The 25838-nt window shown below is 73.4% G+C and carries 24 protein-coding genes; 16 read left to right on the top strand and 8 right to left on the bottom strand.

Annotated features, from left to right (window positions below; genetic code table 11):
• Positions 1 to 4: 4 nt before the first annotated feature.
• Genes CLV70_RS01350 through CLV70_RS01330 form a run of 5 tightly spaced genes read left to right on the top strand, consistent with a single transcriptional unit; the run spans position 5 to position 4812 of the window.
• Positions 5 to 928, top strand: a complete 924-nt coding sequence (locus CLV70_RS01350; protein ID WP_106124459.1) for a TIM barrel protein — start codon at positions 5 to 7, stop codon at positions 926 to 928.
• Positions 925 to 1917 (top strand): substrate-binding domain-containing protein, encoded by a 993-nt coding sequence (locus CLV70_RS01345; RefSeq protein WP_106124458.1) that lies wholly within the window; start codon positions 925 to 927, stop codon positions 1915 to 1917. Before CLV70_RS01350 ends, CLV70_RS01345 begins: the two co-directional genes overlap by 4 nt.
• Positions 1917 to 2942, top strand: a complete 1026-nt coding sequence (locus tag CLV70_RS01340; RefSeq protein WP_106124457.1) for an ABC transporter permease — start codon at positions 1917 to 1919, stop codon at positions 2940 to 2942. The genes CLV70_RS01345 and CLV70_RS01340 overlap by 1 nt, the downstream gene beginning before the upstream one ends.
• Before the next feature lie 3 nt (positions 2943 to 2945).
• Positions 2946 to 3761, top strand: a complete 816-nt coding sequence (locus tag CLV70_RS01335) for an ATP-binding cassette domain-containing protein (protein ID WP_106124456.1) — start codon at positions 2946 to 2948, stop codon at positions 3759 to 3761.
• A gap of 40 nt (positions 3762 to 3801) precedes the next feature.
• Positions 3802 to 4812, top strand: a complete 1011-nt coding sequence (locus CLV70_RS01330) for a Gfo/Idh/MocA family oxidoreductase (RefSeq protein ID WP_106124455.1) — start codon at positions 3802 to 3804, stop codon at positions 4810 to 4812.
• 294 nt (positions 4813 to 5106) lie between these two features.
• Here CLV70_RS01330 and paaK read toward each other — a convergent pair whose 3' ends face one another.
• Genes paaK through paaI form a run of 3 tightly spaced genes read right to left on the bottom strand, consistent with a single transcriptional unit; the run spans position 5107 to position 7486 of the window.
• Positions 5107 to 6432 (bottom strand): phenylacetate--CoA ligase PaaK, encoded by a 1326-nt coding sequence (gene paaK / locus CLV70_RS01325; protein WP_106124454.1) that lies wholly within the window; start codon positions 6430 to 6432, stop codon positions 5107 to 5109.
• Between the two features lie 20 nt (positions 6433 to 6452).
• The gene (locus CLV70_RS01320) at positions 6453 to 7085 is read right to left on the bottom strand and encodes a TetR/AcrR family transcriptional regulator (protein ID WP_106124453.1); all 633 of its coding nucleotides are present in this window, start codon (positions 7083 to 7085) and stop codon (positions 6453 to 6455) included.
• Entirely contained in the window at positions 7082 to 7486 is a 405-nt protein-coding gene (gene paaI, locus CLV70_RS01315) for a hydroxyphenylacetyl-CoA thioesterase PaaI (protein ID WP_245907946.1), read from the bottom strand. The genes CLV70_RS01320 and paaI overlap by 4 nt, the downstream gene beginning before the upstream one ends.
• A gap of 94 nt (positions 7487 to 7580) precedes the next feature.
• On the opposite strand from paaI, the gene paaN reads away from it, so the two are divergent.
• The 10 genes from paaN to CLV70_RS01265 all read left to right on the top strand — a co-directional run bounded on the left by paaN (position 7581) and on the right by CLV70_RS01265 (position 18313).
• On the top strand, positions 7581 to 9269 hold the full coding sequence (gene paaN, locus CLV70_RS01310) for a phenylacetic acid degradation protein PaaN (RefSeq protein ID WP_106124452.1): 1689 nt from the start codon (positions 7581 to 7583) through the stop codon (positions 9267 to 9269).
• The gene (locus CLV70_RS01305; RefSeq protein ID WP_106124451.1) at positions 9262 to 10440 is read left to right on the top strand and encodes a thiolase family protein; all 1179 of its coding nucleotides are present in this window, start codon (positions 9262 to 9264) and stop codon (positions 10438 to 10440) included. Before paaN ends, CLV70_RS01305 begins: the two co-directional genes overlap by 8 nt.
• Positions 10440 to 11174 (top strand): enoyl-CoA hydratase/isomerase family protein, encoded by a 735-nt coding sequence (locus tag CLV70_RS01300; RefSeq protein WP_106124450.1) that lies wholly within the window; start codon positions 10440 to 10442, stop codon positions 11172 to 11174. The genes CLV70_RS01305 and CLV70_RS01300 overlap by 1 nt, the downstream gene beginning before the upstream one ends.
• An 89-nt stretch (positions 11175 to 11263) precedes the next feature.
• Entirely contained in the window at positions 11264 to 12106 is an 843-nt protein-coding gene (locus tag CLV70_RS01295) for a 3-hydroxyacyl-CoA dehydrogenase family protein (RefSeq protein WP_425440105.1), read from the top strand.
• Positions 12103 to 13029, top strand: a complete 927-nt coding sequence (paaA, locus tag CLV70_RS01290; RefSeq protein WP_106124448.1) for a 1,2-phenylacetyl-CoA epoxidase subunit PaaA — start codon at positions 12103 to 12105, stop codon at positions 13027 to 13029. The genes CLV70_RS01295 and paaA overlap by 4 nt, the downstream gene beginning before the upstream one ends.
• Positions 13026 to 13322 (top strand): 1,2-phenylacetyl-CoA epoxidase subunit PaaB, encoded by a 297-nt coding sequence (paaB, locus tag CLV70_RS01285; RefSeq protein ID WP_106124447.1) that lies wholly within the window; start codon positions 13026 to 13028, stop codon positions 13320 to 13322. The genes paaA and paaB overlap by 4 nt, the downstream gene beginning before the upstream one ends.
• Before the next feature lie 10 nt (positions 13323 to 13332).
• The gene (paaC, locus tag CLV70_RS41640) at positions 13333 to 14409 is read left to right on the top strand and encodes a 1,2-phenylacetyl-CoA epoxidase subunit PaaC (RefSeq protein ID WP_106124446.1); all 1077 of its coding nucleotides are present in this window, start codon (positions 13333 to 13335) and stop codon (positions 14407 to 14409) included.
• Positions 14406 to 14918 carry a 1,2-phenylacetyl-CoA epoxidase subunit PaaD gene (gene paaD / locus CLV70_RS01275; RefSeq protein ID WP_281260421.1) on the top strand — a complete coding sequence of 171 codons (513 nt, stop codon included), beginning with the start codon at positions 14406 to 14408 and terminating at the stop codon, positions 14916 to 14918. The genes paaC and paaD overlap by 4 nt, the downstream gene beginning before the upstream one ends.
• Before the next feature lies 1 nt (position 14919).
• The gene (gene paaE, locus CLV70_RS01270) at positions 14920 to 15975 is read left to right on the top strand and encodes a 1,2-phenylacetyl-CoA epoxidase subunit PaaE (RefSeq protein WP_106124445.1); all 1056 of its coding nucleotides are present in this window, start codon (positions 14920 to 14922) and stop codon (positions 15973 to 15975) included.
• Between the two features lie 127 nt (positions 15976 to 16102).
• Complete coding sequence (locus CLV70_RS01265) at positions 16103 to 18313, top strand: putative bifunctional diguanylate cyclase/phosphodiesterase (protein ID WP_211303594.1); 2211 nt, start codon at positions 16103 to 16105, stop codon at positions 18311 to 18313.
• Positions 18314 to 18489: 176 nt separating this feature from the next.
• Here CLV70_RS01265 and CLV70_RS01260 read toward each other — a convergent pair whose 3' ends face one another.
• The 3 genes from CLV70_RS01260 to CLV70_RS01245 form a co-directional block, all read right to left on the bottom strand.
• A complete protein-coding gene (locus tag CLV70_RS01260; RefSeq protein WP_106124443.1) occupies positions 18490 to 19092 on the bottom strand; it encodes a class I SAM-dependent methyltransferase in 603 nt (200 codons plus the stop codon).
• 181 nt (positions 19093 to 19273) lie between these two features.
• On the bottom strand, positions 19274 to 20866 hold the full coding sequence (locus CLV70_RS40695; protein ID WP_245907944.1) for a prolipoprotein diacylglyceryl transferase: 1593 nt from the start codon (positions 20864 to 20866) through the stop codon (positions 19274 to 19276).
• A 355-nt stretch (positions 20867 to 21221) separates the two neighbouring features.
• Positions 21222 to 23288, bottom strand: coding sequence for an MMPL family transporter (locus tag CLV70_RS01245; protein WP_211303593.1), 2067 nt, complete (start codon positions 23286 to 23288; stop codon positions 21222 to 21224).
• Positions 23289 to 23365: 77 nt separating this feature from the next.
• Between CLV70_RS01245 and CLV70_RS01240 the strand changes: the two genes are divergently transcribed.
• Positions 23366 to 23860, top strand: a complete 495-nt coding sequence (locus CLV70_RS01240) for a MarR family winged helix-turn-helix transcriptional regulator (protein WP_106124442.1) — start codon at positions 23366 to 23368, stop codon at positions 23858 to 23860.
• Positions 23861 to 23915: 55 nt separating this feature from the next.
• Here the strand turns inward: CLV70_RS01240 and CLV70_RS01235 are convergent, their stop codons facing one another.
• Together CLV70_RS01235 and CLV70_RS01230 are read right to left on the bottom strand one after the other, a co-directional pair.
• Positions 23916 to 24863: an Acg family FMN-binding oxidoreductase gene (locus tag CLV70_RS01235; protein WP_106124441.1), complete on the bottom strand. Its 948-nt coding sequence runs from the start codon at positions 24861 to 24863 to the stop codon at positions 23916 to 23918.
• Complete coding sequence (locus CLV70_RS01230) at positions 24860 to 25834, bottom strand: Acg family FMN-binding oxidoreductase (RefSeq protein ID WP_106124975.1); 975 nt, start codon at positions 25832 to 25834, stop codon at positions 24860 to 24862. Before CLV70_RS01230 ends, CLV70_RS01235 begins: the two co-directional genes overlap by 4 nt.
• Between the last annotated feature and the right edge of the window lie 4 nt (positions 25835 to 25838).

Genomic DNA, 25838 nt, shown 5'->3' with positions numbered 1-25838 from the left:
CGTCATGGCATCCCCGATCCGCCGCCTGCACCTCGGCAGCTGCCCCGACTCGTGGGGAGTCTGGTATTCCGACGACCCCCGGCAGACCCCGTGGGACCGGTTCCTCGACGAGCTGGCCGCGGCCGGGTACCGCTGGCTCGAGCTGGGGCCGTACGGCTATCTGCCCACCGACCCGGCGCGGCTGCGCGACGAGCTCGACCGGCGGGGCCTGGCCTGCGCCGGCGGCACCGTCGCCGGGGCGGGCGGGCCGCACCGGGACTTCGCGACGGTGCTCGCCGAGACCCGCAAGGTCGCCGCGCTGACCAGCGCGCTCGGCGCGGAGAACCTCATCTTCGTCCCGGTGCCCGGCTACCGCGACGACGTCACCGGCGCGTACCACGAGCCCGCCGAGCTGAGCCCGGAGCAGTGGCGTGACCTGGTGCGCAACACCGACACGCTCGGCCGGATCCTCGCCGAGGAGTACGGGCTCAAGCTGCGCTTCCACCCGCACGCCGACTACCAGGTCGAGACCCAGGCGCAGACCGAGCGCTTCCTGGACGGCACCGACCCGCGCTACGTCTCGCTGTGCCTCGACACCGGCCACCTCGCGTACCGCCGGGCGGACGTGCCGGGCATCATCCGCAAATATCCCGAGCGGATCGGGTACGTCCACCTCAAGCAGATGGATCCGGCGGTCGCCGAGCGGGCGCTGGCCGAGGACCTGCCGTTCGGGCGGGCCGTCGCGCAGGGCGCCAGCGTCGAGCCGCCGGCCGGGGAGCCGGACGTGCCGACGGTCGTCGAGGCGCTGCGCGAGCTGGACGCCGAGCTGTTCGTCGTCGTGGAGCAGGACATGTACCCGGTGGAGTTCGACGTGCCCCTGCCGATCGCGGCGCGCACCCACGCGTACCTTGATTCCGTCCTCACCATCCCTGGAAGGGAAGATTCATGACGACGAGTCGATCCCGCGGCGCCCGGCTTGCCGCCCTCACCGCGGTCGTGGCCCTGGCGGTCAGCGCGTGCAGCAGCGGCGGCCGGGAGGAGACCGAGAAGTCCGGCGGCGGCGGCAACGCGCCCGGCAGCTCCGGTTACACGATCGCGTTCGTCACCCACGAGACCCCGGGCGACACCTTCTGGGACAAGATCAAGTCGGGTGCCCAGCAGGCCGCCAAGGACGAGGGCGTCACCCTGAAGTACTCCAACGACCCGGACGCGGCGAAGCAGGCCGTGCTCATCCAGAACGCGGTCGACTCGAAGGTCAGCGGCATCGCGACCACGCTGGTCACCCCGGCCGCCCTGGCCGGCGCGGTGAAGGCGGCGACCGACGCGAAGATCCCGGTGGTCGGCCTGAACGCGGGCATCGACCAGTACAAGCAGCTCGGCGCCCTGATGTACTTCGGCTCCGACGAGACGCTCGCCGGGCAGAGCGCGGGCGAGCGCATCGCCAAGAGCGGCGCCAAGCACCCGCTGTGCGTCATCCACCAGGCCGGCTCGGTGTCGCTCGAGGCCCGCTGCGCCGGCGTGCGGAGCGCGGTGGCGGGCACCGAGAACCTCCAGGTCAACGGCGCCGACGACGCCGCGGTGGTCTCGACGCTGCAGGCGAAGCTGGCCCAGGACAAGTCGGTCGACTACATCGTGACGCTGGGCGCCCCCATCGCGCAGGACGCCCTCAAGGCCACGGCCGCCGCGAACAGCTCCGCCAAGGTGGTCACCTTCGACCTCAACGCCGACATCGCGCAGAGCGTCCAGGACGGCAAGATCGAGTTCTCCATCGACCAGCAGCCGTACGTCCAGGGCTACCTGGCCGTCAGCTCGCTCTACCTCTACCTGAAGAACGGCAACGACATCGGCGGCGGCAAGCCCGTCCTCACCGGCCCGTCCTTCGTCGACAAGGACAACATCGCCAAGATCCTGCCGTTCACGAAGAACAACACCCGCTGATGACGCAGAGCGTACGGGCCGTGCCCGGCCTGTCCGGCCGCCTGCTCGCGCGCCCGGAGGTGGGCGCGCTGGTCGCCGCCGCCCTCATCTTCGTGTTCTTCCTCGCCGCGGCGCCGGCCTTCCGGTCCGCCGAGTCGTTCTTCACCGTGCTCTACCAGTCGTCGACCATCGGCATCGTCGCCGTCGGCGTCGGCATGCTGATGATCGGCGGCGAGTTCGACCTGTCGGCCGGCGTCATCACGACCACCGCCGGCCTGGTCAACTCGATGTTCTGCTGGTACTTCGGGGTCAACCTGTGGATCGGCGCGCTCCTGTCGCTGGCGTTCTGCCTGCTCGTCGGCTTCCTCAACGGCTACCTGGTGATGCGGACCGGGATCCCGAGCTTCCTCATCACGCTCGGCACGTTCTTCGTCCTCCAGGGAGCCAACCTCGGCGTCACCAAGCTGGTCACCGGCTCGGTCTCCAGCACCGACATCAGCCGGATCGACGGCTTCGACTCGCTCGGCGCCATCTTCGCGTCGAGCTTCAAGGTCGGCCCGGTCACCGTGTGGATCACCGTCATCTGGTGGATCCTCTTCGTCGCCCTCTCCGCCTGGATCCTGCAACGGACCCGCATCGGCAACTGGTTCTTCGCCGTCGGCGGCGCGCCCGACAGCGCGCGGGCGGTGGGCGTGCCCGTGGTCAGGTCGAAGATCGGCCTGTTCATGACCGTGTCGTTCCTCGGCTGGTTCGTCGGCATGCACACCCTCTACCGCTTCAACACGCTGCAGGCCGGCAACGGCGTCGGCAACGAATTCCTCTACATCATCGCGGCGGTCGTCGGCGGCACCCTGCTGACCGGCGGGTTCGGCAACGCCACCGGGGTCGCCATCGGCGCGTTCATCTTCGGCATGACCAGCCTCGGCATCGTCTACGCGGGCTGGGACCCCAACTGGTTCAAGGCGTTCCTCGGGGTCATGCTGCTGCTCGCCGTGCTGGTCAACCTGTACGTCAAGCGGATGTCGACCACCCGGAAGGCAGGCTGAGCCATGACCGACACCCTCGCGAACCACGCGGACGGCGGGCTCCGGCGGGGCGAGCCGCTCATCGAGATGGCCGGCGTCGGCAAGGCGTACGGCGCCGTCCGGGCCCTGCGCGGCATCGACCTGCGCGTCGGCGCGGGCGAGGTCACCTGCGTCCTCGGCGACAACGGCGCCGGCAAGTCCACCCTGATCAAGATCATGTCGGGGCTGCACCCGCACACCGAGGGCACCCTGAAGGTGGACGGGCGGGAGACGACCTTCGCGTCGCCCCGCGAGGCCCTGAGCCACGGCATCGCGACCGTGTACCAGGACCTCGCGGTGGTGCCGCTCATGGAGGTGTGGCGCAACTTCTTCCTCGGCGCCGAGCTGACCGCCGGCCGGTTCCCGCTGGCCGGCCTGCGGATCAGGGAGATGAGGCGGATCGCCGACGAGGAGCTCCGCAAGATGGGCATCGTCGTCAACGACATCAACCAGCCGATCGGCACCCTCTCCGGCGGCCAGCGCCAGTGCGTGGCGATCGCCCGGGCCGTCTACTTCGGCGCCCGCGTCCTGATCCTCGACGAACCGACGGCGGCCCTGGGCGTCAAACAGTCCGGCGTGGTCCTGAGGTACGTCGCGGCGGCCCGCGACGCGGGGCTGGGGGTCGTCTTCATCACCCACAACCCGCACCACGCCTACCTGGTGGGCGACCACTTCATCATCCTGAAGCTCGGCGCGACGGTGCTGGACCGGGCGCGGGCGGAGGTCTCGCTGGACGAGCTGACGGCCCAGATGGCCGGCGGCGACGAACTGGCCGAGCTCTCCCACGAGCTGGGCCGCTGACCGGGCACGGCCCGGTCCGCACGGGAAAGGACGGCTCCCCATGCTGAAGGCCGGCGTGATCGGCACCGGGATGATCGGACAGGACCACATCCGGCGGATGACCACCGTGCTCGCGGGCGTCACCGTCACCGCGGTCACGGACGTGGATCTCGAGGTCGCGAAGCGGGTGGCCGGCGGGCTGCCCGGGACGGTCGTGCACGGCAGCGGCGAGGACCTCATCGCCGACCCCGCCGTGGACGCGGTCGTCGTCTGCTCCTGGGGACCCACCCACGAGCGGTACGTGCTGGCCGCGATCGCCGCCGGCAAGCAGGTGTTCTGCGAGAAGCCGCTCGCCACCACCGAACGGGCCTGCCGGCGCATCGTCGAGGCCGAGTCCGCCGCCGGGCGGCGACTGGTCCAGGTCGGCTACATGCGACGGTACGACGGGGCGTACCGCGCGCTGAAGGCGGTGGTCGACAGCGGTGCCATCGGGACGCCGCTGATGATGCACTGCGCGCATCGCAACGCCGGGGTGCCCGCCTTCTACGAGAAGGAGAGCGCCATCACGGACACCGCCGTCCACGAGATCGACATGGTGCGCTGGATGTTCGGCGAGGAGATCACGGCGGCGCGGGTGCTCGTACCCCGCCGGAACCGCAACGGCGGCGGCCTCCAGGACCCCCTGTTCCTCATCCTCGAACTGACCGGCGGCGCGATCGTCGACGTCGAGATCTCGGTGAACATCCGCTACGGCTACGACATCCGCGGCGAGGTGATCGGCGAGGACGGCACGGCGGCCCTCGGCGACCTCACCCCGGTCACGGTCCGCACCGCCCGCCACCTCACCGCCCCGATCCCGTCCGACTGGCGCGAGCGTTTCGCCTCCGCGTACGACGTCGAACTACAGGAGTGGATCGACTCGCTGGCGGGCGGCGGCACCCCGGCCGGCCCGAGCGCCTGGGACGGCTACGCGGCGGCGGTGGTCTCGGACGCGAGCGTGGCCGCCCTGCGCACCGGCTCCCGGGTGGAGGTCACCCTCATGCCACGCCCGGCTCTCTACGACCCGGCTTAGGTGTCACCGGGTGACCGGGTGACCGGGTCACCGGGTGACCGGGTGACGGGGTGACGGGGTGACCGGGTGACCGGGAGCCCGGTGAGCCGGAACCTGCCGGGCACGTCGACGGCCACCGAGGTGGTGCCGGGCGGCGGGGCGGGGAACCACAGCGCGAGCAGCCGGGTGCTGCCGGGCGGGACGCCCCGGCCGTGGCGGGCGGCGCCGGTGTCGCGGGACCGCCCGGGGTGGCGGGGCCGGGTGGTGCGGTGGGCTGCGGGTCCGTGGCGCGGAACGAGACGGTGACGCGGCGGTTCAGGGAGTGGTGGGCCCGGGTCGGTCGCCGCGGTGGTCGACGATGCGGCGCATCTTGCCCATCGAGCGTTCCACGCCGTCCGGCTCGATCACCTCGATGGTGAGGCTGACGCCGATCGTGTTCTTCACCATCGTGGCCAGGTCGCGGCCCGCCGCCCGGGCCGCCTCCGGCGAGGTGCCGTGGCGCCGTTCCACCTTCACCGTCATCGCGTCGAGGCGGCCCGCGCGGGTCAGGACGCACTGGAAGTGGGGCGCCAGTTCCGGCGTACGCAGGATCAGCTCTTCGATCTGGGTCGGGAAGAGGTTGACCCCGCGCAGGATGATCATGTCGTCGGTGCGGCCGGTGATCTTCTCGATGCGGCGCATGGGGCGGGCCGTGCCGGGCAGCAGCCGGGTCAGGTCGCGGGTGCGGTAGCGGACGACGGGCATCGCCTCCTTGGTCAGCGACGTGAGGACCAGCTCGCCGACCTCGCCGTCGGGCAGCACCTCGCCGGTGAGCGGGTCGATGATCTCCGGGTAGAAGTGGTCCTCCCACACGTGCAGGCCGTCCTTGGTCTCCACGCACTCGGTGGCCACCCCGGGGCCCATCACCTCGGACAGCCCGTAGATGTCGATCGCGTGCAGGTCCAGCCGCTGCTCGATCTCCGTACGCAGATCCTCGGTCCACGGCTCGGCGCCGAAGATGCCGACCGCGAGCGACGTGCCGCGCGGATCGATGCCCTGCCGTTCCATCTCGTCCATGATCGCGAGCATGTAGCTGGGCGTCACCATGATGACGTCCGGCGCGAAGTCCTTGATCAGCATCGCCTGCCGCTCGGTCATGCCACCGGACACGGGGATGACCGTGCACCCCAGCTCCTCCGCGCCGTAGTGCGCCCCGAGGCCCCCGGTGAACAGCCCGTAGCCGTACGCCACGTGCACCCGGTCGCCGGGCCGCCCGCCCGCCGCGCGGATGGAACGGGCCATCAGCCGTGCCCACGTGCGGATGTCGTCCGCGGTGTAGCCGACGACGGTGGGCCGGCCCGTGGTGCCGGACGACGCGTGCAGCCGGGAGATGCGCTCGCGCGGGACGGCGAACATCCCGTACGGGTAGTTGGCGCGCAGCACCGCCTTGTCGGTGAACGGGAACCTCCCCAGGTCGGAGAGCTCCCGCAGGTCGCCGGGGTGGACGTGCTGCTCGTCGAACATCGCGCGGTACTGCGGCACGTTCTCGTACGCGTGCCGCAGGGACCACTGCAGCCGCCGCAGTTGCAGGGTGCGCAGCTCGTCGAGGGAGGCGCGCTCGACCGGCTCGAGGTCGCCGGGGCTCGGGGATCGGTCCTGCATGCTCGGGTCTCCTGACGGGTCTACGGCCGGGTGCGGAGGCCGTCGAAGGCGAGGGCGGTGACGGTCGCGGCCAGGTCCTCGGCGCCGCCGCGCTCGGGGCTGTACCACTCGATGAGCGAGTTGACCATGCCGAACAGCAGCCGGGCGGCGGTGGCGGGATCCACGTCGGCGCGGACGGCACCCTCCGACTGTGCCAGCCGGACCAGCGTGGTCACCTGATGGTCGAAGAGACGGCGGCGGAACAGGGCCTCCGTCTCGACGTCGGTGTTGCCGCGCACCCGCAGCAGCAGCGTCACGTACGGCAGGCGCTGCGCCAGCACCAGCACGCTGAGCCGGATCAGCGACTCGAGCCGGTCGAGGGCGCTCGCCCCGTGCATGCGCTGGACCCGCGCCATCGCCTCGTCGAGACCGTCGAGGGCGTGGTTGACGGCGAGCCGGAGCAACTCCTGCTTGCTGCGGACGTGGTGGTAGACGCTCGACTTGGTGATCCCGAGCCGCCGGGCCAGGTCGTCCATGCTGGTCGCGTCGTACCCGCGCTCGTTGAAGAGCTGCACGGCCGCCGTCAGCACCGCCTCCAGGTCGTGACCGGGCCGCCCGCGCCGGCTCCGCGCCCCGTGCGCGTCGAGGAGCCGCTCGACCTCCTCCGCCGTCACGCCGGCCGCCCGGGGCTGATCATGCGGCTGCGGCCCCGGAACTCCGCGACCACGTCGCCGTCGCGGGTGACCGTCACGTCGTAGATGCCGCTGCGGCCGCTCGCGGAGCGCTCCTCGGCCCGCGCCACGAGGTCGTCGCCCTCGGCCGTCGGCTGCAGGAAGATCACGTCGGCGCCCGCCGCGACGGTGACCGGGCCGCGGCTGTTGCACGCGCACGCGAACGCGGTGTCGGCGAGGAGGAAGACGAAACCCCCGTGGGTCATGCCGTGGCCGTTCACCATCGCCGCGGTCACCGTCATCCGTACGACCGCAGCGCCGTCACCTGCGGAAACGAGCTCGATCCCGAGCTGCTGCGAGGCCCGGTCCCGGGCGAACATCTCGTGCGCCGCCGTCTGTGCCATACCTCTCCCGATCAGCGTTCCGGTGGGGGTGGGGCTTGATAACCGACCGAACGGACGGTAAATAATAGGTACACCCAATCGCAAAGGAGCGCCGGTGACAAGCCCTGCCGAGTTCTACGGGACGCATCGCGAGCTGCTCGACAAGGCCATCGAGGCCGCCGGCGTCCGCGGCTACTGGTCCGCCTATCCCGAGTCGCCGAGCAAGTCGGTCTACGGTGAGGACGCCGCCGGGGCGGGGGAGCAGGCGTTCCGGGCCCTGCTCGGCAACGATTTCCCGATCGAGGTGCCCGGCGCGACCGGCACGGTGGCGACCGAGCGCTCGCCGTACGGGATCGAACTGGGCATCCGCTATCCCAAGGGTGAGCCGGCCGACCTGATCGCCGCCGCCCGCGCGGCCGTCCCGGGCTGGCGTGCCGCCGGGCCGCAGGGCCGCGCCGGCGTCGCCGCGGAGATCCTCAGGCGGGTCAACGCGCGGATCTTCGAGATGGCGCACGCCGTGCAGCACACCACCGGGCAGGCCTTCGTGATGGCGTTCCAGGCGGGCGGCGCCCACGCGCAGGACCGCGGGCTGGAGGCCGTCGCGGTGGCGCTCGCCGAGTCGACGCGCATCCCGGCCACCACCACGTGGTCCAAGCCGCAGCGCGGCGGCGACCCCCTGCTGCTCGAGAAGACCAGCACGGTCACCGGGCGCGGCGTGGCGCTGGTGATCGGCTGCAACACGTTCCCCACCTGGAACGGCTATCCCGGCCTGTTCGCCAGCCTGGTCACCGGCAACCCGGTCATCGTCAAGCCGCACCCCGGTGCCGTCCTGCCGCTGGCCATCACCGTGCAGATCGCCCGGGAGGTGCTCGCCGAGGCCGGCCTCGACCCCAACGTGGTCACCCTCGCCGTGGAGGAGCCGGGCGACGGCATCGCCGCGACCCTGGCCACCCACCCCGACGTGCGCATCGTCGACTTCACCGGCTCCAGCGAGTTCGGCAACTGGCTCGAGGCGAACGCCCGCCAGGCCGTCGTCTACACCGAGAAGGCGGGCCTGAACACGGTCATCGTCGACTCCACCGACGACTACAAGGGCCTGCTGCGCAACCTGTCCTTCTCGCTCGCGCTCTACAGCGGCCAGATGTGCACCACCCCGCAGAACCTGCTCGTGCCCTCGGGCGGCATCGAGACCGACGCCGGGCACCGCAGCCCCGACGAGTTCGCCGCCGACCTCGGCGCCGCCCTCGACAGGCTCCTCGGCGACCCGAAGCGGGCCGCGGGCACCCTCGGCGCCATCGTCAACGACGGCGTGCTGGCGCGGCTCGCCGAGGCCGGGTCGCTGCCGAGCGTCGTCCACCCGTCCGCCGAGGTCACCGACGAGCAGTTCCCGGGTGCGACGATCCGCACGCCGGTCATCGCCCGGCTGGACGCGGCCGACGAGAAGGCGTACACGAGGGAGTGGTTCGGCCCGGTGTCGTTCGTGATCACCACCGGGTCCACCGAGCACAGCCTGCGGCTGTTCACCGAGACCGTGCGCCACCACGGCGCGCTCACCGCCTCGGTCTACTCCACCTCGGAGGACGTCCTCGCGGCGGCCCGGGAGGCCGCCCTCGACGCCGGCGTGCACCTGTCGCAGAACCTCACCGGCGGGGTGTTCGTCAACCAGACCGCCGCGTTCAGCGACCTGCACGGCACACCCGCCAACCCGGCCGCGACCGCCTCGCTGAGCGACCCGGCGTTCGTGACCGGCCGGTTCTTCACCCTCCAGTCGCGTCGCCACGTCGCCGGGGAGAGCAATGCCTGAGGCGTTCCTGGTCGGCGGGGTCCGCACGCCGCAGGGCAGGTACGGCGGTGCCCTCTCCGGCGTGCGTCCCGACGACCTCGCCGCGCTGGCCGTCGGCGAGGCGGTCCGCCGCGCCGGGATGCCGGGCGACGTGATCGACGAGGTGATCCTCGGCGCCGCCAACCAGGCCGGCGAGGACAACCGCAACGTCGCCCGGATGGCGGTGCTGCTGGCCGGCCTGCCCGAGACCGTTCCCGGCTACACGGTCAACCGGCTCTGCGCGAGCGGCCTCACCGCGATCGTCTCCGCCTCGCGGGCAATCCGCAGCGGCGAGGCCGACGTGGTCGTCGCCGGCGGCGTCGAGTCGATGACCCGGGCGCCGTGGGTGATGGCCAAGCCCGGCACCCCGTGGGCGCGGCCCGGCGAGGTCGTCGACAGCTCGCTCGGCTGGCGCTTCACCAACCCGGGGTTCCGCGCGCGGCAGACGCTGTCGATGGGCGAGACCGCCGAGGAGGTGGCCGCCCTCGACGGCATCACCCGCGCGGACAGCGACGCGTTCGCGCTGCGCAGCCACGAGCGGGCCGTCGCCGCGATCGACGCGGGCCGCTTCGACGCCGAGCTCGTCGCCGTGCCGGTCAAGGACGGCGAGGTGACCCGGGACGAGGGGCCGCGGCGCGGCAACACGCTCGAGCGCCTCGGCCGGCTCAGGCCCGTCTTCCGGGAGAACGGCGTGGTGACGGCCGCGTCGTCGTCCCCGCTGTCCGACGGCGCCGCCGCGGTCGTGGTCGCCAGCGGCGAAGCCGTCGAACGGTACGGCCTGACGCCGCGCGCCCGCGTCGTGGTGTCCGCGAGCGCCGGCGTGTCCCCGCACCTCATGGGCCTCGGCCCGGTCCCCGCCACCGAGAAGGCGCTGGCCCGGGCCGGCTGGGACGCCGGCGACCTGGACGCCGTCGAGCTCAACGAGGCCTTCGCCGTGCAGTCGCTCGCGGTCGTCCGCCGGCTCAAGCTCGACGACGAACGGGTCAACGCCGACGGCGGGGCGATCGCGCTCGGGCACCCGCTGGGCTGCTCGGGCGCCCGGCTGGCCGTGACGCTGCTCGGCCGGATGGAGCGCGAGGACGCCCGGCGCGGCCTCGCCACCCTCTGCGTCGGCGTCGGCCAGGGCGTCTCCCTGCTGGTGGAGCGCGTCTGATGGCGGACACGCTCCGGATCGAGGAGCTCGGCGACCGGGTCGTGGTGACCCTGCACCGGCCCGGCTCCCGCAACGCCATCAACGCGGCCATGGTCCGCGAGCTGCACGAGGTCTGCGCGGCGCTCGAGGAGCGGCCGCGGCTGCTGCTGCTCACCGGCGACGGCGGCACCTTCGCGGCCGGCGCCGACATCGGCGAGCTGCGCGAACGCGGCCGCGACCAGGCGCTGCAGGGCATCAACAGCCGGCTCTTCGACCGCATCGCCCGACTCCCGCTGCCCACCGTGGCGGCCGTCGACGGCTGGGCGCTCGGCGGCGGCGCCGAGCTCGCCTACGCGTGCGACCTGCGGCTCGCCTCGCCCGCCGCGGTCTTCGGCAACCCCGAACCGGGCCTGGGCATCCTCGCCGCGGCCGGGGCGTGCTGGCGGCTGCGCGACCTCGTCGGCGCCTCGGTGGCCAAGCAGGTGCTGCTCGCCGGCCGCCGCCTCGACGCCGCCGACGCGCACCGCCTCGGCCTCGTCGCCGAGGTGGTGCCCGCGGACGAGCTGCTCGGCCGCGCCCACGCCCTGCTCGACCGGATGGCCCGCTCCGGCACCCTCGCCCTGCGGCTCACCAAGCTCGTGGCGGACGCGCCGGGCGGCCACCCGGTGACCGACGACCTCGCCCAGGCCATCCTCTTCGAGTCCGACGACAAACGCGCCCGCATGGACGCCTTCCTGGCCGGTGACCGCCGATGACCGCGGAGATCGGCGTGCCCCCTTCCCCGGCCGGCGGCGTGCCCCCTTCGCCGGGGGCCGACGGCGTGCCCGCTTCCCCGGCCGGCGGCGTGCCGAAGCGGGTCGGGGTCGTCGGGGGCGGGCGGATGGGTGCGGGGATCGCTCAGGTCTTCGCCGCCGCCGGGGCCGTCGTGACCGTCGTGGAGCGGGACCCGGCCGCCGGTGCCGCCGCCCGGCAGCGGGTTGCCACGGGGCTGCGGCGGGCGGCGGAGCGGGGCGCACTCGCGGAGGACGCCGGTGCCGTGCTCGAGCGGGTGGAACTCGCCGGCGAAGTGCCCGGCGACGCGGGGCTCGTCGTCGAGGCCGTGCCCGAGGACGTGCCCCTGAAGGTCGCTGTGCTCGCGGCGGCCGAGAACGCCGTGGGCGACGACGCCGTCCTCGCGACCAACACCAGCTCCCTGTCGATCGCCGGCCTCGCCGAGGGGCTGCGGCGGCCCGGGCGGTTCGTCGGCATGCACTTCTTCAACCCGGTGCCGGCCAGCGGCCTGGTCGAGATCGTCGCCGGGCCGCAGACCGCCGGCGCGGTGCGCGACGCCGCGGCCTCGTGGGCCGCCGCGCTGGGCAAGACCGCCGTCGTCGTACGGGACTCGCCCGGCTTCGCCACCAGCCGGCTGGGCGTGCTGCTCGGCCTGGAGGCGATCCGCATGCTCGAGGAGGGGGTGGCGGACGCGGCGTCGATCGACCGCGCGATGGAGCTGGGCTACCGGCATCCGATGGGGCCGCTGCGCTCGACCGACCTCGTCGGCCTGGACGTGCGGCTCGCCATCGCCGAGCACCTGCACACCGAGCTCGGCGAGCGGTTCGCCCCGCCACGGCTGCTGCGGGAGAAGGTGGCCCGCGGCGAGCTGGGCCGCAAGAGCGGGCGGGGCTTCTACAGCTGGGAGGCGTCATGAACGACGAGCAGACCTTCGCGGACACGATCGCGAAGGATCAGCGGGTCGAGCCGCGGGACTGGATGCCGGAGGCGTACCGGCGGACCATGATCCGGCAGGTCGCTCAGCACGCCCACTCCGAGATCATCGGCATGCAGCCCGAGGGGGAGTGGATCACCCGGGCGCCGTCGCTGCGGCGCAAGGCGATCCTGCTCGCCAAGGTGCAGGACGAGGCCGGGCACGGGCTCTACCTGTACTCGGCCGCGGAGACGCTCGGGGCGGACCGCGGGGATCTCACCCGCCGGCTCATCGAGGGCCGGCAGAAATACTCGTCGATCTTCAACTATCCGACGCTGTCGTTCGCCGACGTGGGCGTCATCGGGTGGCTCGTCGACGGCGCGGCCATCTGCAACCAGGTGCCGCTGTGCCGCAGCTCGTACGGGCCGTACGGACGGGCCATGATCCGGATCTGCAAGGAGGAGTCCTTCCACCAGCGCCAGGGCTACGAGCTGCTGATGACCATGATGGGCGGCACGCCCGCGCAGCGGGAGATGGTGCAGGACGCGGTCGACCGGTGGTGGTGGCCGTCGCTGATGATGTTCGGCCCGCCCGACGACCAGTCGCCGAACTCGGCGCAGTCGATGGCCTGGAAGATCAAGCGGCACAGCAACGACGAGCTGCGGCAGCGCTTCGTCGACATGAGCGTGCCCCAGGCCGAGGCGCTCGGCGTCACCCTGCCGGACCCGGAGCTGTCCTGGAACGCGGAACGCGGCCACTACGACTTCGGCACGCCGGACTGGGACGAGCTCAAGCGGGTCATCTCCGGCGACGGACCGTGCAACGCCCAGCGCATCGCCCACCGGCGCAAGGCCGACGAGGACGGCGCCTGGGTGCGGGAGGCCGCCGCGGCGCACGCGGCCAGGAAGGCGGGAACGCGGTCATGACGGACGAGATCAGGCACGAGTGGCCGCTGTACGAGGTGTTCGTCAGGGCCAAGCGCGGGCTCAACCACGTGCACGTCGGGTCCCTGCGCGCCGCCGACCACGAGATGGCGCTGCACCACGCCCGCGACCTCTACACCCGCCGCAACGAGGGGGTCAGCATCTGGGTCGTCCGCTCCGACGACGTGGCGGCCTCCAGCCCCGGCGACAAGGAGGCGTTCTTCGCGCCGAGCGGCGACAAGATGTACCGCCACCCGACGTACTACGCGATCCCCGACTCCGTACCGCACATCTGAGGGGACCGCCATGTCCTTCGACGACGCCTACGAGGCCCTGACCGACCACGCCGACGACTCGCGGTGGGCGTACGGCACGGGGTTCGCCGACCCGCTCGCGGGGGTGGACACCGCCGTGCCCGACGGCGCCGACCGGGCGGAGCTGGCCGCGTACTGCCTGATGCTCGGTGACGACGCGCTGATCATGTCCCACCGGCTCCAGCAGTGGGTGACCCGCTTGCCGGAGCTCGAGGACGAACTCGCGATCGCCAACATCGCCCTCGACCTGCTCGGCCAGGCCCGCCTCCTGTTCGCCCGGGCCGCCGAGGTCGAGGGCGCCGGCCGCGACGAGGACGCGTACGCCTTCCTGCGCGCCGAGGGCGAGTTCCGCAACGTACGCCTGACCGAGCGCGCGGATGCCGACTTCGCGCACCTGGTCGCCCGGCTGCTCGCGTTCGCCACCTGGCGGCTCGCCCTGCTCGACCGGCTCACCGCCTCCGCCGACCCGGTGCTCGCGGCCGTCGCGGCCAAGGGCGTCAAGGAGGTCACCTACCACCGCGACTACGCGGCCCAGTGGGTCGTGCGCCTCGGCGACGGCACCGGCCTGTCCCACGAGCGCATGCAGGCGGCCACGGACGCGGTGACGCCGCTGCTCGCCGAGCTGTTCGTGCCGCACGAGACGGAGCTGCGGCTGGTGCGGGCCGGGGTGGCGGTGGATCCGGCGGCCACCCGCGAGGAGTTCGACGACGTGTGGGCCCGGGTCCTCGCCGCGGCAACCCTCCGGCCGTTCCCGCCGGCGGCCTCCGCCGGCGAAGCGCCGGCCGAAGCCGGGCCCGAAGCCGGTCCCGCCGGCGGGCTCGAAGCCGGGGCCGACGGCGGGCTCGACGGCGGCCTCGGAGCCGGTCCCGCCCGGGGGCTCGACGGCGGGCTCGGAGCCGGTCCCGCCGGCGGGCTCGGAGCCGGGCTCGGAGCCGGGCTCGGAGCCGGGCTCGGAGCCGGGGCGGACGCCGGGGCCGGGGGGCGTCACGGGGTGCACACGGCGGCCATGGCGGAGATTCTCGCCGAGTTGCAGGGTGTGGCGCGGTCCGTGCCCGGGGGTGTGTGGTGAGCGCGACCGTCGCCGGGGCGCGGACGGCCGCCGACGTCGCCGCCCGGGTCACCGATCCCGAGATGCCGTTCCTGACCCTCGCCGACCTCGGCATTCTGCGGGAGGTCGCGGAGACGCCGGACGGGGTCGTCGTCACGATCACCCCGACCTACTCGGGGTGCCCGGCGATGCGGACCATCCGGGACGACCTCACCGCGGCGCTGCGGGGTGCCGGGTACGGGCGGGTGCTCGTGCGTACGGTGCTGAGTCCCGCGTGGACCACCGACTGGATCACCGCGGCCGGGCGGGAGAAGCTGGCCGTTGCCGGGATCTCGCCGCCGGGGGACGCGCCGCGCCGGGCCGGGGGGCCGGTGCCGCTCACGCTCGGGCGGCCGGCGCGGGTCGTGGCGTGCCCTCGGTGCGGTCACCCGGAGACCGAGGAGATCGCCGCGTTCAGTGCCACTGCCTGCCGGTCGCTGCGCCGGTGCCCCGCGTGCCGGGAGCCGTTCGAGCATGTGAAGGAGATCTGAGGTGGCACGCGAGTTCCAGCCGTTGCGGGTCGCCGCCGTCGAGCGGCTCTGCGAGGACGCCGTGGCCGTCACCTTCGAGGTGCCGGACGAGCTGGCCGAGCGGTACGCGTTCCGGCCGGGGCAGTCGCTGACGGTCCGGCGTACGCGGGACGGGTCCGATGAACGTCGCACCTACTCCATCTGCGCTCCCGCCGGGGCGAGGCCGCGGATCGGCGTGCGGGAGGTGCCGGGCGGGGTCGTGTCCTCGTGGCTGGTGCGCGAGGTGCGTGCCGGGGACGAGGTCGAGGTGGCGCCCCCGGCCGGCGCGTTCACCCCCGACCTGGAGGCGGGCGGGCGGCATGTGCTCGTCGCGGCGGGCTCGGGCATCACCCCGGTGCTCTCCATCGCCGCGTCGCTGCTGAGCCGGCCCGACGCGCAGGTCAGCATCCTGTACGGGAACCGGCGCGCCGACACCGTCATGTTCGCCGAGGAGCTCGCCGACCTGAAGGACGCCCACCCGTCCCGGCTGGAGCTCGTGCACCTGCTGTCGCGCGAGGCGCGGGAGGTCGACCTGCTCACCGGCCGGCTGGACGCCGCGAAGCTGCGGACGCTGCTGCCGCTGCTCATCGACGTGCCGGCGGTGGACCACTGGTGGCTGTGCGGGCCGTTCGGCATGGTCGGCGACGCCACCGAGGTGCTCGGCGAGCACGGCGTGGCCCCGGAGCGGATCCACCGCGAGCTGTTCTGGGTCGACGAGGCACCCCCGGAGCCGCTGCGCGAGGCCCGGGAACCGTCCGGCCCGGCCAGCGACGTCACCGTCATCCTCGACGGCCGGTCGACCACGGCGGCCGTGCCCGAGGGCCGGACCGTCCTCGAGGGCGTCCAGCGGTCCCGGCCCGACCTGCCGTTCGCCTGCAAGGGCGGGGTCTGCGGCACGTGCCGGGCCCGGGTCGTCGAGGGCGAGGTGCGGATGCGCCGCAACTTCGCGCTCGAGCCGGCCGAGGTGGCGGCCGGCTTCGTGCTCACCTGCCAGTCGGTTCCCGTCTCGACCACGGTGACCGTCGACTTCGACGACTGACCCGTTTCCGCCGTCTGACCAGCGGAAAGAGGGCCTCGGCGGCGACCGGCGGCGCGCTGCATCCTGCCTTCGTCGCCCGCCCGGCGAAGTTCTCACAACCGTGTCGCCGGCGCCGATGGAGACCGGCGTGCAACCGGTCGAGATCGACGACCACACTGCGGAGTACTGGACGCGTCAGATCCGGATCGGGACGTTCATCGCCGTAGGTGTGACGCTGCTGGGCAGCATCCGCGTGGCCGTGGACTGGCCACCGCAGGCGCGCTGGTGGGTGCTGCCGCTGGTGGTGGTCGCCGTGCTGCAGGGCGTGATGCTGCGGCTGCCGTGGCGGCGGTACGTGCGCTCCGCCCGTACGCGACGCTGGTTGATCCTGTGGTGGATCGCCGAGTTGCCCGCGACGTGGCTGTTCGCCGCCGCCGACCGCGAGGGGCCGATGGCGTACCTGCCCTGCGTGGCGGTGCTGCTCGTGACGTCCGCGGCGCTCTACGGGCCCTGGGTGGTCGTCGGCATCGGGGTGGCGTCGGCCGCCGGCTTCCTCGTGCTGCTGCCGCTGCGTACGGATGTCAGCCCGTTCTCGGCCGTGGTCTTCACCGGGATCATGGCCAGCGTCGCGGCGGTCTGCGCGATCAACGCCCGGAGCCGGCGGTGGCTCGACGACCGGCGGCGGGCCTCCGAGCGCCGCATCGAGCTGCTGCTGGAGGCCTCCTCCGACGCCGTCTTCGCCATCGACGTGCACAACACCGTGCGGTACGCCAGCAGCTCGGTGCGGTCGATCCTCGGGCTGTCGCCGGGGGAGCTCAGCGGGCCGGTGCTGAACGACATCATCCACCCCGACGACATCCCGGGCGCGCGGGCCTGGCTGCACGCGCTGTTCGCGGCGCCCGCCGGGCACACCACCCGCACCGAGGTGCGGATGCGCGCCGCCGACGGCACCTGGGTCTACCTCGACGTCATCGGGACGAACCGGGTCGACGACCCGGACCTGCGCTCGGCGGTCATCAGCCTGCGCGACATCGGTACGCGCCGCGCCCTCGAGGATCAGCTCACCCGCCAGGCCTTCACCGACTCCCTCACCGGCCTGCCCAACCGGGCGCTGTTCCGGGACCGGCTGGAGCAGGCGGTCGCCCGCCGGCGCGGCACGGAGGTCGCCGTGCTGCTCATCGACCTGGACGACTTCAAGCTGGTCAACGACGACCTCGGGCACGGCCTCGGTGACGAGCTGCTGACCGCGATCGCCGACCGTCTGCGCCGGGAGATGCGGCCCGGTGACACGCTCGCGCGGCTCGGCGGTGACGAGTTCGCCATCCTCGTCGAGGACGTGGACGAGCCGTCCGCCGTGGCCCTCGCCGAGCGCCTGCTGCGGGCCGGCCGGGAACGGGTCCGGCTCGCCAGCCGGGAGGTCAGCTGCTCGCTGAGCATCGGCATCGCCGGCGGCAACCGGCGCGCGGACCAGCTGCTGCGCGACGCCGACCTCGCCATGTACGCCGCCAAGCGCGCCGGCCGCAACGGCTACGCGGTGTTCGACCCGTCGATGTCGCGGACCGTGCTCGAGGAGGCGCAACAGCGCGTCGACATGGAGCGGGGGCTCGCGGCGGAGCAGTTCGTGGTGCTCTACCAGCCGGTCGTCGACATGCGCACGCAGCGGCTCACCGGGGTGGAGGCGCTGGTCCGGTGGGAGCATCCGGAGCAGGGCTTGCTCAGCCCGTACCAGTTCATCGCCAACGCCGAGGCGAACGGCCTGATCGTGCCGCTGGGCCGCTGGGTCCTGCGCCAGGCGTGCGAGCAGCTGGCGAGCTGGCGGCGGGAGACGCCGGCCGCCGCGGACCTGCGGATGAACGTCAACCTGTCCGCCCGCCAGTTCGGCTACGAGGGCCTGGTCGGCGACGTGGCCGCGGCGATCGCGGACGCGGGGATCCCGGCCGGCGCGCTCACCCTGGAGATCACCGAGTCGATGCTCATGGAGGACATCACCGCGGCCATCGAGACGCTCGGCGCGCTGCGGCGCCTCGGCGTGCGCCTGGCCATCGACGATTTCGGTACGGGCTACAGCTCGCTCAACTACCTCAAGCGGCTGCCGGTGGACATCATCAAGATCGACCGTACGTTCGTGGCGCAGGTGGACACCGACGCGGACGACGTGGCGCTGGTGGACGCCGTGGTGGGGCTGGGGCAGGCGCTGCGGCTGCAGACGGTCGCGGAGGGGATCGAGACGGACGGGCAGTGGGAGATGCTCCGCCGGATCGGGTGCGACCAGGGGCAGGGCTATCTGTTCGGGCGGCCCGGGGACCCGGCGTCGGTGAGCGAACTCCTGGCGCGGCAGACAGCCCCGGCCCCGGCCTGAGCCGTCCTCGGCGCCGGCTGAGACGTCCGGAGCGCCGGGCTGTTCAGGTCTCCGGGGTGCCGGGCTGAGATGTCCGGGCGCCGGTTCGGGCCTCCGGGGCGCCCGGGCTGAGGTGTCCGGGCGTCGGTTCGGGCGTCCGGGCGCCGGCCGGGTGGCCGGCGCCGCGCCGTCGGGGATCAGCCGGGGAGGCGGCCGAGCAGGTAGATCTGGCTCTCCGGCGGGCCGCCCGCCGGGGTGAACTCGACCGTCTCGACGCTCTCCACCGTGAAGCCGGCGTCGGTGACCCGCGCCGCGAGCTGGTCCTGCGGGTAGCCCGACACCGTCACGGGCACGCCGAGGAACTCGATCGGCAGGCTGTCGGCGTCCAGGTTGACCATGCCGAGGCCGAGGTAGCCGCCCGGCTCCAGCCAGCCCGCGATCCTGGTCAGCGTCTTCTCGATGTCCGCGCGGCTGAGCATGAGGAGCGAGAAGAAGGCGGTCACCGCCCCGAACGGGCCGAAGTCGGCGGGCAGCTCGCGGACGTCGGCCCTGACGAACTCGGCGTCCGGGACCTGCTCGCGGGCGAGCCGGAGCATGCCCTCGGCGATGTCCACGCCCACCACGCGGTGGCCGGATCCGGTGAAGATCTTCGCGGTGGGGACGCCGGTGCCGCAGCCCAGGTCGAGAATCGGGGCGGCTGCCGGGACGAGCGAGTCGATCCGCTCGATGAGGGCCGCCTGGAACGGGTTGTGGCTGTGCTCGCCCTGGTAGAGCTCGGCGAGCTGGTCGAAGGCCTCCATGCGGCGCAACCTACCGGCTCGGCGGGGCGAGATCCATTGGCCTCCCGTCCTCTTCGGACCACCGTCCGGCGCGGGTCCACGGCGGAACGGCCCGATAGTCCGGGAGCGGTTGCGGTGCGGCCGTTCGTCTGCAAGAGACGGCCCGGACATCGTCCGGGCCGTCCGCGATGCTGGTGGTGCGTCAGTCCTGATCCATCGCCGCCCGGCGCTTGCGGGTGGCGCTCAGCGCGAGCAGCCCGGCGAGGATCAGCACGGCGCCGCCGAGCCCGATCGTCATCACGTTGGCGCCGGTGAGCGCCAGCTTGTTGCCGCCCGCGGCGACGTCGGTGACCTCGGTGTCCTGCGCGGCCGCCGGCTCGTCGGGAGCGCCGGTGTCCTCGTCGCCGGTCGCCGCGGCGGACCTGGTGGACTTGGCCGGCTTCGGCGCGGCCGGCTTGTCCGCCACGTTCTCCACCGGCGCCTCACCGGCCTTCTCCTCGCCGGCCTTCTCGTCGGTGCCCGCCTTCTCGTCGTCGTCGTTCGTGGCGGGGGCGGCGGTCGTCCTGGTCGGCTTCGGATCCGGATCGCGGGTGGGCTCGTCCCCGGCACCGTTCTTCGGCGGGATGGTCACGGTCGGCGCCTTGGGCGGGGTGTTCCCGGCGTCGGTCTTGGGCGTGGTCGTCGCCCCGGGCACGGCACCGCCGTTGCCGTCACCGCCGCCGTTGTTACCGCCGCCGTTGCCGTCACCGCCGCCGTTGTTACCGCCGTTGTCGGCCGGCGGCGTCGAGGGCTGGTCCTGCCCACCGCCGTTGTTGCCTCCGTCGCCGTTGTCGCCGTTGCCGTTGCCGTTGTCGCCGTTGCCGTTGTCCCCGTTACCGCCGCCGTTGTCGCCTCCGTCGCCCCCGCCGCCGCCCTCGACGGTCACGCGGACCGCGTCGATCGCCGGGGTCTGGTTGGCGCGCTGCATCATCGGTACGCGGTGCGAACCGTCGCCGGCCCACGACGCGCACTGGGCGATGCCCGCCTGCGGCAGCCCCGGCACCTGGATCGTCACGGTGTCCGGCCGGGCGCCGCCCCGCTTGTCCTCGGTGGCCACGAAGAACGCCGGCACCGGGGCCGGGTCGACCGCCTCGGACGTGCTCTGCAACATCCGGCAGGCGGTGTGGAAGTGGCCGCGTACCAGGCCCTCGGCGGTGAGGACGGAGCTCTCCACGTAGTAGCCGCCCTGCCCGGCCGCGAGGAAGCGGTCGCGGACCAGGTTGCGGGTGCTCACCTTCAGGGTGAACGGTTCGCCGACGCGGACGCGCCGGGGGGAGTCGGTGATCAGCAGCGTCGGGTTCCTGGCCGCCTCGCCGACCTCGCCGAATTCCGTGGAGACGCAGCGGTTGCCGTTCTGGAAGCCGTCGTGCGGGGTGAGCCGGCTGTCCTCGCACGTGTCCGTGGTGATCTCGAGCCCGTTGACGGTCTTCTTGACGGTGTTGCCGTCCTTGCACTCGCCGGCGGGCTCGGGCGCGTTGGCCCGCTCACCCTTCGCGAGCTGGCCGTCGCCCTTGTGCTGGACGTCGCCGTCCTTGTCGGTGTACGTGCCCACCCGGGGATCGGCCGCCGCCCTGGCGCCCGCCGGAGCGGACGTGCCGCCGGCCGGCGCACAGGCCGCGACCTTGTTCTCGTCGGCGTTGGAGATCTGGGTGATGCCGATGACACCACCGAACGCGACAAGCACCGCTACCGCGGCGATGACACGACGGTCGGGGCCGCGGCGGGTAGCGGCCCGGCGGTAGGACGACCTTCGCATGGGTGATACCTCTTCTGTAGTCTCGCGCTCATCGTCAGCAACCTTTTCGCAGGTCAGCCGACGCCGTTTCCGGCCCCCTTCTGAGCTGGCATCCAGACGCTAGGAGCCGAGGCACGGAAAAGCCATTCGGCGCCATATCTTTCAGGAATTCTTAGGGCCGAATTAAAGAAGAAATAGGTGAGGAGATCAGAACCGCCGGCATCATCCGGACGGCCGATGCGAAGGGTTCAACGCCGGCCGGGATTTTTTCGCCGAATTTTCGGCCGGGGGAAATCATCGGCCGCCCGCCGAGTGTGCCCGATGCACGGCAAGGTGGCGAGGGCCGGAGCCCTCGCCACCTATGGGAATGCCGCCGTCAGCCCTGCTTCACCTCGGCCGATTCCGGATACCCGGCCGGCTCCGGCCGGTCCTCCGGGCCGGGGTGGGCGGCGGCCGGACGGGCCGGCCACCAGAAGCGGTCGCCGAGGAGGGTGGCCAGGGCCGGGACCAGGACCGTACGCACCAGCAGGGTGTCGAGCAGGACCCCCAGGCCGACGATCACGCCGATCTGGGTCAGGGTGATGATCGGCAGCACGCCCAGGACCGCGAACACCGCCGCCAGGAGGATGCCCGCGCTGGTGATCACCGCCCCCGTCGCGGCGAGGGCGTGGATCATGCCGTCCCGGGTGCCGCGCAGGCCTGCCTCCTCGCGGGCGCGGGTGACCAGGAAGATGTTGTAGTCGACGCCCAGGGCCACCAGGAACAGGAACGAGAACAGCGGCACCTGGTTGTCGAGGCCGGGGTAGTCCAGGACGGTCCGGAACAGCAGCGAGCCGGCCCCCAGCGCCGCCGCGAAGCTCGCGATGACCGTGCCGATGAGCAGCAGCGCCGCGACTGCCGCGCGCAGCAGGACGCCGAGGACGAGCAGCACCACGAGCAGGATGACCGGGACGATCACCTTCAGGTCGCGGCGCGAGGCGTCGCGGGCGTCCAGGTTGGTGGCCACGGTGCCGCCGACGAGGGCGTCCGCGGGGTTCACGGCGCTCCTCAGCGTACGGATGGTCCGGAAGCTCTCCGGGGTGTCGGGTGCGGCCGTGAGCACCGCGTCGATCCGGACCACCGCCGGGGTCTGCTCGGCGACCCGGGCCTGGGCGACGCCGGGGGTCGCGGTGACCGCGGCGAGCACCTCCTGGGCGCGCGCGGGGGTGGTGAGCACGACGGCCGGGTCGGCGGCGCCGGCGGGGAAGGAGCGGCTCAGCGTGTCCAGCCCGTCGACCGACTCGGCCTCGACGCGGAACTGCTCGGTCTGCGAGAGGCCGAGGCTGGTGCCGGGGATGCCGGCCGAGAGCGCGCCCAGGACGACCAGCGACACGACGGTGACCAGGCCGGGGCGGCGGGCCACGGCGGTGCCGACGCGGGACCAGAGGCCGTGCGACAGCGTCTCGCCGACGCGGGGGATGAACGGCCAGAACAGGCCGCGGCCGCAGACGACGAGGGCGGCCGGCAGCACCACGAGCGCGAACAGGGCCGCGACGCCGATGCCGAGGGCGGCCGTGACGCCGAGCGCCACCGTGTCGGCGAGGCTGGCCAGCAGCAGGGTGAGCAGGCTCAGCACGACCGTCGCCGCGCTCGCCGCGATGGCCGGCCCGGCGCCGCGCAGGGACCGCCGCATCGCCTCCCGGCGGTCCTCGTGCCGGTGCAGCTCCTCGCGGTAGCGGGAGATCAGCAACAGCGCGTAGTCGGTGCCCGCGCCGAAGACCAGCACGGTCACGATGCCCACCGTGGAGTCGCCGATCGTCAGGCTCGTGTGGCGGGAGAGGAAAGCGACGAGCCCGCTGCTCACCTGGTCGGCGGTGCCCACGACGGCGAGCGGCACCAGCCACAGCACCGGGCTGCGGTAGGTGATCAGCAGCAGCAGGGTGACCACGACGACGGTGACGATCAGCAGGTTGGTATTGGCGCCGGTGAAGCTGTCCGCGATGTCCGCGGCGAACCCGGCTCCGCCGGTCACCTGCGCGGTGAGGCCGTCCGGCAGGCCGGCCTTCGCCGTCTGCCGCAGCGAGTCGACCCGGGAGATCAGGTCGTCGGCCGGCAGGGCCGACGGCAACGGTACGGCGATGAGCGCCGCGTCCTTCCGCTCCGAGAACACCGGCGGCGACGAGGCCCGCAGCGCGCCCGCGTCCGCGGTGATCTTCCGGGTGTCCTCCGCGGTCAGTGGCGCGCCCCCGCGGCTGTAGACGATCAGGGCCGGGTTGGTCTGTCCCGACGGGAGTTGCCGCTGCAGGGCGGCCACCCGGGTGGACTCGGCGCCGTCGGGCAGCGTGGCGGTGGGGTCGTTGGACGTACGCGCGTCGCCGGCGCCCCCGATGATCGCCCCGGCCGCGAGCACGGCCACGAGCAGGACGAGCCAGGCGGTGAGCCGCCCGGTGAGTGTACGCAGCACGACAGTTACCTCCGCGACAAAGTATCTCGACCATAAAGAGTCTCCGTCACGGTGGACAAGTCTGCAACACTGGTGGCGTGTACCGGGCGCGTGAATCGGAGCGGGAACGGCTCCGCGATGAGATCGTCAACCTGCTGCGGTCGTACAGCGTCGAGGCGCAGCACGTGGGGCACGCCTTCGCGCAGCGGCACGACGTGCACCCCACCGACCTGCGCGCGCTGATCGCGGTCATGAACGCCGAGCGGCGCGGGGACCCGCTGACCCCGGGCCGGCTGGGGGAGGAGATCGGGCTGTCGTCCGGCGCCACCACGGCGGTCATCGACCGGCTCGAACGCAGCGGGCACCTGCGCCGCACCCGGGAGAGCGCGGACCGCCGGGTGGTCCACCTGCGCTACGGCGAGCCCGGGATGGCGCTGGCCGCCGCGTTCTTCGGGCCGCTGGGCAAGCGTACGGACGCGGTGATGGCCGGATTCAGCGACGCGGAACTGGCCACGGTCCACCGCTTCCTCGCCGGCATGAGCGAGGCCCTGACCGCCTACCACCGCGACGTACGCGGCAGCGGCCCCGCCTGACCGGCCCAGGCCGGCGCCGAGCCGGGCCGGGTGGGAGCGGCGCCGGGCCGGAGGATCAGTCGAGGACGTCGTCCAGGGGGCGGCGGGGCGTGGTGTGGCCGGTTCCCTGGCCGAAGCCGATGCGCAGGGCGATCTGCGGGGAGCCGGTGCGGCGCAGGGAGCGCCGGAGCTGCTCGCGGGCGGTCGGCACCTCGATCGGCTGGGAGATCATCGAGGTCGCGAGCCCGTCGTCGGTCGCGGTCAGCAGGACGCGTTGCAGCGCCTGCCCGGCGGTCACCTGGTCCGCCGGACGGTCGGTGGGCGTGCCGAGGACGGCCAGCAGCGGCTCGGCCTCGAAGTCGTCGCCCGCGGCCCGGCGCCGGTCCGAGTACGGCCGTTGCGGCAGCAGGTCCTGCGGCTCGGCGGCGGGAGCGCCCGCGGTCACCGGCACGCCGTCCGGCGACGCCTCGGCGTGCGCCCAGCCGAAGAATTCCGCCTGGTAGAGCGGGTTGCGCCGGAGCACCCGGTCGGCGCTGCGCGCGATCTCGCCGAAGGCGGTCAGCGCGGTCATGCCCACGAGCAGGTCCAGCCACGCCGCCTCGGCGCGGGCCGCCTCGATCAGGCGTACCCGGCTCTGCGAGGGCACCGGGTCCGGCCGGAACGGGCGGCGGTTGCTGAACCGGCGCGCGATCGCGGCGGCCAGGTCCGTCTCGACGTAGGTCGCGGGGCGCGGGTCGGCCGGCGTGAGCCGGGCGATCACGTCGCCGTGCGGGCGCACCTCGACCTCCGCCGGGCGGCCCGCCGCGGCCAGCGCCACGCGGGCGTTGAACGTGGCCGCGCCGCAGGCCATCCGCACCGCCCAGCCGGTCGAGTCCGCGACCGACAGCTGCCGGGTCCGGTCGGCGAGCACCTCGACGGCGCCGTCGCGCAGCCGGAACCGCCACGGCTGGGAGTTGTGCAGGGACGGTGCGCGGACCGCCGCCGCGGCGGCGATGAGCAGGTCCTCCCCGGTGTACGCGGTCATCGGGCGACGATCTCTATGACGTCGGCGGGCTCCCGGCGGGGCGCGGCCGGCAGCGGTGCGGCGGTCTCCGGGTAGCCCAGCCGGACCGCCACGTACGGCTCGCCGATGCCGGCGAGCAGCCCGCGCAGCAGCTGCCGCGGCCACTCCACCTCGACCGCGTCGCTCAGCGGGGCGGTCGCGAGGCCGTCCGCGGTCGCGGTCAGCAGCAGCGCCGACAGCGCCTCGCCGGCCCGGAGGAGGTCGGCGGGCCGGTCGGAGAGGCCGAAGACGATCACGTACGCGGCGCCGGCGTCGTAGCCGTCGCCCGCGTCGAGACCGGCCTGGCCGTCCGGCACGAAGTCCCGGACCGGTACCCGGCGCAGGGCTGGCCGTACCGCGGTGGACGGGGGCACGCCGTCGCCGGTGTGCGCGGGCCGGGCGGTCCAGCGTTCCAGCTCCTCCCGGTACGCCGGGTCCAGCCGTTCCGCCTCGCCGGCCAGCTCCGCGGAGATCCCCAGCATCGGCATCTGGTCGGGGCGCACCGTGTGCAGGTAGGCCCCCTCCGCCTCGACGACCCGGCGCAGCCCGGTCAGCTGCTCCTCGGTGACGGGACGGTCGCCGTACGCGCGCCGGTCGGTGCGCCGCACGGCCGCGGCGGCGACCAGGCCGGCGGCCCGCGCGTCGGCGGGCTTCTCGCCGGTGAACGTGATCCGGGCCAGCAGGTCGGGGTCGCCGGGCTCGGGGAGGCGCTCGACGGCCGCCTGGTGCCCGGCCGCCGCGAGGGCGACCCGGGCGTGGTGCAGCGCGGCGCCGCAGCTCAGCAGCAGGAGGCGGCCGTCCGGGTCGGTCGCCGCCAGGGCCCGGGACCGGTCGGCGCGCAGGGTCATCGTGTCGCCGGCGATCCGCCAGCGCCACGGCTGGGTGTTGAAGACCGAGGGGGCGTGCAGGGACGTACGGGCTGCTGCCGCCAGCGCTTCGGCGGGGGTGGTCATGGGC

This window comes from Pseudosporangium ferrugineum (assembly GCF_003002065.1).
GTDB lineage: Bacteria > Actinomycetota > Actinomycetes > Mycobacteriales > Micromonosporaceae > Actinoplanes > Actinoplanes ferrugineus_A.
This window is presented reverse-complemented; position numbering and strand designations above follow the sequence as displayed.